Here is a 7,571-nt window from a genome sequence, read left to right on the forward strand (position 1 = left end):
AAGACTCTATAGCTATTATTAGACGCTAAACGGCACTTATATCATTTTTTTATCAGTATAAATGTGCTATTCATGCCGTAAAGCTTAATAATGAAAACAGCTAAAACCTCATTTTATAGAATACTATTTTACGAGGTATTAATTTTGTTCAGTACTCATTAATGTAGTGCATTGACCCCTGAATGAACAACATCTTTCATTGACCCATGGGTTTGTATACGATGCGTATCCACTCACACGGAGGTTATCTTGCTCTCTAACTATCTCTATATAGTTGAGTCAATTGAAACCCAATACTACCCTGTTTTTATCACCAAATATAATCAAATTAAAATTTGGGCAGTAATATGAAAACTGCTACACTCGATGACAGTGGTGTTAACAACCGCTACCCTTTTTACGATAACAAAAATACAAGAAAGCCACTCTCATGCCAAATACTATGCACCCTTTCAATACACAACTACTCAATGACACTCTTATCACCAAGTCTTTCTCAGTTGCTGACTACGTGCCGACTCTCGATGCCATGTTATCACGCACGTTAAAGCGTATTGCCCTTAAAAAAGAGCAAGGACTACGTACGCCTGATGAGTTATGGCTGGTCGATCACAATGACGTCTACACCCTTGGGCAAGCAGGTAAAGAAGAGCATATTCTACAACGTACCAATACCCCTATTATTAAAACAGATCGCGGCGGTCAGGTGACATGGCACGGGCATGGTCAATTGGTGATGTATTGGCTTTTTGATTTGGACAGTGTCGGCTGGAGTGTTCGCAATATGGTTTCTCACGCTGAGCAAGCAATTGAGGATGTAGTTAATGACTGCTTAAAGGGCGAAGCATCAACGGATACCATTCATATCAGCGCTCGCGCCCGCCGTGATGCCCCTGGTGTCTATCTATATACTGATATTACTACAGAAGACAATAACTCCCATACATCGGCTGATGAGGTAGAAGCTAACAATACCATTATGCTTGGCAAAATTGCATCGCTTGGTTTTAAAATCAAACATGGTTTTAGCTACCATGGTATCGCCATCAATTTAAATTGTGACTTATCGGCATTTAACGCCATCAATCCTTGCGGTTATGCTGGCATGCAAATGCTGCGTTTAGCGGATTTTGTCAGCATGAGCCAAGCGACCAATACGCAGCTAAATAACCTACCGCTTACTGATGAGGCAAAAACGCTCACTTACGAGCAATTTACACAAAAACTCATCGAAAATATCGCACAGCGTCATGCAGGAAATATCCCATTGCGTGAATTAGCACCAAAATAAGAAGGTTGAGTCTTTTTTTGCATAATCTTTTTTTGCATAATAGCGTTCGCGCTTAGACTTAAGCATTACGAGAAAATTTGATTCAAACTTGTTATAATCGCAATCGGCACAAATTGGGCGCAGCAATCATCCTAGCGCGCCAACATTTCCCTTTTATCGTTGAAGTATTCATAACAAAAGCACATTGGAGCAATTTATGGCAGATTTTAATAAAATTTTGGACGCAGGCGACGTTGATGGCGGCATCATTAATGTGGTAGTAGAAATCCCAGCTGGTAGTAGCCATAAAATTGAATGGAATCGCGAATTGGCCGTATTTGAGCTTGATCGTGTTGACCCACAGATTTTTGCCAAGCCTTGTAACTATGGTTTTATCCCGAAAACCCTTGATGAAGATGGTGACGAGCTTGATGCCTTAATCATTACAGAACAGCCTTTACCGACTGGAATTTTCTTAAAAGCGAAAGTCATTGGCGTGATGAAATTCGTTGATGATGGCGAAGTCGATGACAAAATCGTCGTCGTACCTGCTGACGACCGTGATACAGGCAACGCTTATAACAGCCTAGCTGACTTACCAAAGCAGCTGATCAACCAGCTAGAGTTCCATTTTAGCCACTATAAAGACCTTAAAAAACCAGGTACAACGGTGGTTGAATCTTGGGGTGATGTGAGCGAAGCCAAAGAAGTCATTAAAGAATCTATCCAACGCTGGAAAGATTTATAAATTACAGAAAAATAATTCTGATAAAAATACCGCAGATATGATATTAACTGCGGTATTTTTTTGCTTGAATTTTGTCCTTATAACAAGGTTATAATAACTCATACCATACTTACCTATTATCACGCCTAAATAAGGACTGTCATGTTTGACTCTGATTCAAGCTCAAAGCCTGCCAAGGCAAAATTGCCAAAGACCGTTATGATGATGGTCGAAAAAGGCAATATCGTAATGGCAATTACGACTTTGGCTGCCGATGAAAATATCAGCATGGATGCCGCCAAATCTCGCATAGATGCATATGAGCTTGCGCTGAAAAGTCAGCAGCAGCAAAAACTAAATAGTATCGCCAATAAACAAGGCATTCCTAGTCAAGCCATTAGCTTTGATAGAGAAAAAGCCGAGGACGATACTGAGCGCTTGATTAAGAATAAAGTCAAAAGCACACCGTCTGAACAAAACTTTCAGACCTTGCAAAAGGGCGTTGACAGTCTATTGAATAATTTGGGCTATAAAAAACCCCTGTTGCCCTACTGGGTAAAACGCCTCTTAATCATTGCTGTCGTTATGGCAGGGTTGTTTTGGATAATGTGGAGTGTATTTGGCTAGTCTGTTTTAAGTAGTTCCATTATAGCGGTCTATTTTGAGTGGTCTATTAATAGGCTTGAAGGGTGAAATAACTGGTTACGCTAAGGTATACCCCAACGAAACCAGATAAATAGACCTCTTAAACACTTTCCTTCTTCAGTTTGAATTGCTTATTTCAAGTTGACAGAGGGGTAGATTTTTAGCTAAAACGATCCGCATTCATCACTTTACTCCATGCTTTGACAAAGTCATGGACGAATTTCTCTAGGTTATCGTCTTGTGCATATAGCTCGGCATAAGCTCTGAGTATAGAGTTTGAGCCGAACACTAGATCTACGCGGCTAGCTTGCCATTTTACGTTACCAGTACTACGTTCGCGTATTTCATATAGCGCAGGAGCATCATTGTTATCTGTTTTAACAGGATGCCATGTATAGCTCATGTCTGTTAAGTTCACAAAGAAGTCATTGCTAAGCGTACCAGCACGCTCGGTAAACACGCCCTGTTGACTATGAGCATAGTTGGTATCTAGAACACGCATACCACCAACTAAGACGACCATTTCAGGTGCAGTCAAGCCCATCAGTTGAGTGCGATCTAGCAACATCTCTTCAGGTGACACCGCATAATTGCCTTTGAGCCAATTACGGTAACCATCATGCAAGGGCTCAAGATCAGAGAAGGTTTCCGCCTCAGTCATCTCATCAGTAGCATCACCGCGACCTGCCTTGAAGGGTACGTCAATCTCGACGCCAGCATTCGCCGCTGCTTGCTCAATAGCGGTATTACCAGCCAGTACAATTAAGTCCGCTATACTGACATCTTTGTTAAAATTATTCTGAATGGTAGTGAGAGCTTCGAGTACAAGGCCCAATTGCTCAGGCTCATTACCTTGCCAGTCTTTTTGCGGTGCTAGGCGAATACGAGCACCGTTGGCACCACCGCGATAGTCTGAGCCACGATAAGTGCGTGCGCTATCCCAAGCAGTGATGATAAGCTCACGATGATCAATACCACTGTCTAATATGTGAGATTTCAAAGTAGCGATATCATCAGCAGTGAGATCAGCATTACCTGCTGGGATTGGATCTTGCCACTTGAAGTCCTCGCTTGGCACATCAGCGCCTAAATAGCGAGATTTTGGGCCTAAATCACGATGGGTCAGCTTAAACCAAGCTTTGGCAAATACTTCATCAAAGTATTCTGGATTGTTATGAAATTTTTCTGAGATCTTGCGATAAGCAGGGTCTTTTATCATCGCCATATCGGCATCAGTCATAATCGGGTTGCGACGAATATTGGGGTTGTGCGCATCTAAAGGCCGATCTTCTTCCTTTATATCGACAGGTTCCCATTGCCAAGCGCCTGCGGGACTTTTAGTCAATGCCCACTCATGATTGAATAATAATTCAAAATATTCATGATCCCATCGAGTTGGATGCGTGGTCCATGCACCCTCAACACCACTTGATACCGTGTCACCAGCATTACCAGTGCCTTGAGGGTTGCGCCAGCCTAAACCTTGCTCTTTGATATCAGCGCCTTCTGGTTCATCTTCTAATAGCGATGAGTCGCCATTACCGTGACATTTACCAACCGTGTGGCCACCCGCAGTTAAGGCAACTGTTTCTTCATCATTCATTGACATACGGCCAAAAGTAGTACGGATATCTTGTGCGGTCTTTAGTGGGTCAGGGTTACCATCAACCCCTTCTGGGTTGACATAAATCAAGCCCATTTGTACTGCGCCTAGTGGGTTCTCAAGAGACTGACGCTCGCCAACATCTTCGTAACGGTTTTTGGTTGCAGCAAGCCACTCGCGCTCAGAACCCCAGTAAATATCCTTTTCTGGATGCCAAATATCAGCACGACCACCAGCGAAACCTAAAGTCTTAAAGCCCATTGCTTCATAAGCCATATTACCAGCTAGGATCATTAAATCGGCCCAAGATAGCTTATTTCCATACTTTTTCTTGATAGGCCACAATAAACGACGCGCTTTATCCAAATTAACGTGATCAGGCCAACTGTTAAGCGGTGCAAAGCGTTGATTACCTGTATTAGAGCCGCCACGTCCGTCAGCGCGGCGATAGGTACCCGCAGAGTGCCATGCCATGCGTATCATGAAGCCGCCATAATGCCCCCAATCTGCTGGCCACCATTCTTGTGAATCGGTCATTAAATCTTTTAAATCTTGCTTAGCTGCTTCTAAGTCAAGTTGTTTGAACGCTTCAGCATAATCAAAATCTGCGCCCATTGGATCTGTTTTATGGTCTTGTTGATGTAGGATATCTAGATTTAGTGCATTGGGCCACCAGTCGGTAGCAGCTGAGGCTGAGGTGGTATGCGACTGATGCATGACTGGACAGCCACCCATACTAGGCCGCGGTGGTGCATGCGACTTATCCTCGTTTTCACTATGAATCGTTGGCCCATGGTCATCCCCTTTGTCATAAGTGGTATTACTTGCAGCATCTGAGTTAGTCATCATTTGGCTCCTAAGCAGTAGTCAGATAAATAGCAATCGAGTGTGCTATTTATAACATCTAGCATATAGAATAATAAGTTATTTAGGAAACTAATTTATATGATAGATCTCTTGCAAAAGTGGCAGAGGGTTTTACAATAACTAATACGTTCACAATTGGCTAGGAACCCTGCCAAACATAGATAAGCTTCTCAAACAAACGCTTTATCACATTAGTATAGATACTGTGAAGTAAACAGCTACTATCTTAACAATTAAAATTCTTGATACTATTAACCTACAGCTTAGCGTTCAAGTCCTCACTAGGGCGTGTCCTTATTCCCATAAGAAATGTTATGGGAAATAAAAGAATCCGCTGAATATATTCAGTAAATATAACGCACAGCCAAATATTCAAGCCTTAAATAGGGTGCCGAACCGAAGAAAAGCACTTGATAATCTCGCATTTCTAACCATACGATAGCCAAAAGAACACCCCTATCCTACCCATTTATATAATTATTAATACTTTTTAAGGCAATAAAAAAGGATACCGAATCATCCTTTTTTATTTTAGCTCAAGGCTAATAAAAGCTCTATTCTAATGATGCTCACCCGGTAGAATTCTTGCAAAGGCACGCTGAGCAAGGTTTGGTTTTTTATCGGTAGTCAATCCAGCACGGGTGCTCGGGAAAATACGATAACCCATCGATTGAATACCAACGTTGACCGCTGGTGCTAATGAATAACTAGCCGAAGCAAATTTACCCATGTTGCTAGCAATACTATTAGGTTTATGAACAATCGCTTTGGCAACCATCATCGCCGCTTCATCTGGCATGAGTGCAGGCATATAACGGTAAAGCTTAGTTGGCTCAATCATCGGCGTGCGTACCAATGGCATAAAGATATTGGTTATCGTCACGTTATCGCCTTTGACTTCAGCAGCTAAGCAACGGCTAAAGGCATCTAGCGCTGATTTTGAAGCGACATAGGCGGCAAAACGTGGACTATTTGCCAATACTCCAATCGATGAGATATTAACAATTTGACCAGTTTGACGTTCAATCATCGTCGGCAAAAACGCAAGGATGATTTTGACAGCGCCAAAGTAATTGATATCCATGGTACGCTCAAAATCATGGAAACGATCAGTAGACTCGTGAACCGAGCGTCGAATCGAGCGACCGGCATTATTTACTAACACATCAACATGACCAAAATCAGCCAGAATTTGCGCGCTAACTGTTTCAATGGCATCCATATTGGTCAAATCACAAGGATAATAACTGGCCTTACCACCAAGCTCCTCAATACTTTCTTTTACGACTTTAAGCTTCTCTTCAGTACGTGCCAATAAGATAACATGAGCGCCGCATTCACTAAGCAAAAAAGCTGTACGCTCACCGATACCGCTTGATGCCCCTGTAATAATGACATTTTTATCTTTAACTGCTTTACTGATTGCTTTTTTTGATGGATTAGCCATAGAAATTCCTTTTTATTTGTCTTATGCCTATGAATGTTCGTTTATAGCATAGCAAAAAAACAGGGCAAAAAGTGACTAAAACAGTGGTGTTAATCGGAAAAAGTCGGTATTTTCAAAACTCCATAGACACAATAAGTGTATTGTATTACAGTGAAATTTCTGCTTTCTATTGATGAGGATAAATATTTTGATAGAAATTTTAGCTCACTATATTGATTTGATTGCCAAGATCGTCGAAGTCATTGGTGTACTTATTATGTTTTTTGGATTGTTTTTTGCTTTCTATCGAGGCGTTCGTTTGTCTGGCGGCTTCAATCATGATACCTATGTGGAAATTCGGCAGACCGTCGGCAAGTCTATTTTGCTAGGCTTAGAAGTACTCATCGCCGCCGACATTATGGCAACTGTTGTCACAGAACCTACACTACGTAGCGTTCTAGTATTAGGTTTTATCGTATTGATCCGTACTTTTTTGAGCTTGTCACTACAAATTGAGCTAGAAGGACGTTTTCCTTGGCAAAAAGATAAAACGTCATCTGAGAAAAATTAAAAACCAATCGAGCTGATTGGTTTTGCGTTGGTCTGAATGATTCAAAGCGCTCCTAAAGCGTGTCCTCAATTTGAATACCAGTTATCTGAATGGGCTGTATTATTCATGAGCATGCAAAAAATCTTCTACCACTCGGAACTGTCCGGCAGTACTTTCTTCACCATACATCGCTTGGCGAAAAGCATTAGAGTTCGGAATACCAGTTGTATACCAAGCGATGTGCTTACGAGCAATACGGCAGCCTGAGTATTCACCATAAAAACCATATAGCTCTTCTAAATGCGCTAGTACGATCTTTTTGATATCACTAACTGTAGGTGCGGTAAGGCTCTCACCAGTACGTAAAAAATGCTCGATATCACGAAATATCCATGGCTGGCCTTGGGCTGCACGTCCAATCATCACCGCATCACAGCCTGTCAGCTCATAGACACGCTGCGCTTTTTGCGCACTATCGATATC

General features: G+C 41.9%; 7 protein-coding genes. 4 read left to right on the forward strand and 3 right to left on the reverse strand.

Features of this window, described 5'->3' with window-relative positions; all coding sequences use genetic code 11:
• The first annotated feature begins 430 nt into the window (after window positions 1-430).
• From lipB to VLN09_RS07720, 3 genes are all read left to right on the forward strand, one after another.
• The gene (gene lipB / locus VLN09_RS07710; RefSeq protein ID WP_325245254.1) at window positions 431-1,291 is read left to right on the forward strand and encodes a lipoyl(octanoyl) transferase LipB; all 861 of its coding nucleotides are present in this window, start codon (window positions 431-433) and stop codon (window positions 1,289-1,291) included.
• A gap of 196 nt (window positions 1,292-1,487) precedes the next feature.
• A complete protein-coding gene (locus VLN09_RS07715) occupies window positions 1,488-2,018 on the forward strand; it encodes an inorganic diphosphatase (RefSeq protein WP_325245256.1) in 531 nt (176 codons plus the stop codon).
• A 141-nt stretch (window positions 2,019-2,159) separates the two neighbouring features.
• The gene (locus VLN09_RS07720; protein ID WP_325245258.1) at window positions 2,160-2,624 is read left to right on the forward strand and encodes a hypothetical protein; all 465 of its coding nucleotides are present in this window, start codon (window positions 2,160-2,162) and stop codon (window positions 2,622-2,624) included.
• Between the two features lie 178 nt (window positions 2,625-2,802).
• Here the strand turns inward: VLN09_RS07720 and katG are convergent, their stop codons facing one another.
• Together katG and VLN09_RS07730 are read right to left on the reverse strand one after the other, a co-directional pair.
• Window positions 2,803-4,980, reverse strand: a complete 2,178-nt coding sequence (gene katG, locus VLN09_RS07725; protein WP_325245265.1) for a catalase/peroxidase HPI — start codon at window positions 4,978-4,980, stop codon at window positions 2,803-2,805.
• A gap of 691 nt (window positions 4,981-5,671) precedes the next feature.
• Window positions 5,672-6,559, reverse strand: a complete 888-nt coding sequence (locus VLN09_RS07730) for an SDR family NAD(P)-dependent oxidoreductase (RefSeq protein WP_325245260.1) — start codon at window positions 6,557-6,559, stop codon at window positions 5,672-5,674.
• 187 nt (window positions 6,560-6,746) lie between these two features.
• Between VLN09_RS07730 and VLN09_RS07735 the strand changes: the two genes are divergently transcribed.
• The gene (locus VLN09_RS07735; RefSeq protein ID WP_325245261.1) at window positions 6,747-7,109 is read left to right on the forward strand and encodes a DUF1622 domain-containing protein; all 363 of its coding nucleotides are present in this window, start codon (window positions 6,747-6,749) and stop codon (window positions 7,107-7,109) included.
• Between the two features lie 99 nt (window positions 7,110-7,208).
• Here VLN09_RS07735 and VLN09_RS07740 read toward each other — a convergent pair.
• Window positions 7,209-7,571, reverse strand: a 363-nt coding sequence (locus VLN09_RS07740) for a tRNA-dihydrouridine synthase (protein ID WP_325245263.1), incomplete at its 5' end; no start/stop codon positions are given.

It is taken from the genome of Psychrobacter sp. (assembly GCF_035469765.1).
In the GTDB taxonomy this organism is placed as follows: Bacteria; Pseudomonadota; Gammaproteobacteria; order Pseudomonadales; family Moraxellaceae; genus Psychrobacter.

Bases quoted from the DNA above. Each gene is read 5' to 3' on its own strand.
- VLN09_RS07720 (WP_325245258.1), top strand. From the start codon at position 2,160: ATGTTTGACTCTGATTCAAGCTCAAAGCCTGCCAAGGCAAAATTGCCA.
- lipB (WP_325245254.1), top strand. From the start codon at position 431: ATGCCAAATACTATGCACCCTTTCAATACACAACTACTCAATGACACT.
- katG (WP_325245265.1), bottom strand. From the start codon at position 4,980: ATGGGTGGCTGTCCAGTCATGCATCAGTCGCATACCACCTCAGCCTCA.
- VLN09_RS07715 (WP_325245256.1), top strand. From the start codon at position 1,488: ATGGCAGATTTTAATAAAATTTTGGACGCAGGCGACGTTGATGGCGGC.
- VLN09_RS07730 (WP_325245260.1), bottom strand. From the start codon at position 6,559: ATGGCTAATCCATCAAAAAAAGCAATCAGTAAAGCAGTTAAAGATAAA.